The sequence below is a fragment of the Haloarchaeobius caseinilyticus genome, assembly GCF_051207395.1.
In the GTDB taxonomy this organism is placed as follows: domain Archaea; phylum Halobacteriota; class Halobacteria; order Halobacteriales; family Natrialbaceae; genus Haloarchaeobius.
Genome location: NZ_JBPJZC010000012.1, coordinates 1 through 512, shown reverse-complemented (window position 1 = coordinate 512; position 512 = coordinate 1). Strand labels below are relative to the sequence as shown.

At 56.4% G+C, this 512-nt stretch carries 1 tRNA gene and 1 rRNA gene; both read right to left on the bottom strand.

Annotated features, from left to right (window positions below):
- Positions 1–235: 235 nt before the first annotated feature.
- Positions 236–307 (bottom strand) — tRNA-Ala (locus ACSC1P_RS22105).
- A 122-nt stretch (positions 308–429) separates the two neighbouring features.
- Positions 430–512 (bottom strand): 16S ribosomal RNA (locus ACSC1P_RS22100); the annotation flags it as partial.

The following is a 512-nucleotide window of genomic DNA, read 5'->3' as shown; positions in this document are numbered from 1 at the left end:
AAAGTAGCCACGCTGAGTGGGACGTCTATGATATGGTTACACTGTACCTGTAAACAGGTCCAGTGGACGTCTGGATTGCGTTTACACACGGTTTCATCACACGCCCCAGGGGTGGCCTGACGCGCGTTCGACCCTTCCCACTCACGCTTGCACGGAGTGGTGCATCGGTTTGTCTTCGGACAATCGTATCGTCGTCCCACACTTAAGGGGAGCGATTTCAACGTGTCCGATGAGATGGACCCACTGGGATTCGAACCCAGGGCATCCTCCTTGCAAAGGAGGCACTCTACCACTGAGCTATGGGCCCACCCCCATTACGGGGGTATCTCGTTAGCTTTGGTAGTTCAAAGGTGCCTAATCGGGCACGACGACGGTTCACGAACTCGGACTGCCAAAGGTGGGCCAACCCAGAGGGTTGGTCCCGATCTGTGGAGGTGATCCAGCCGCAGATTCCCCTACGGCTACCTTGTTACGACTTAAGCCCCCTTGCGAAGCCCAGATTCGACCACCGT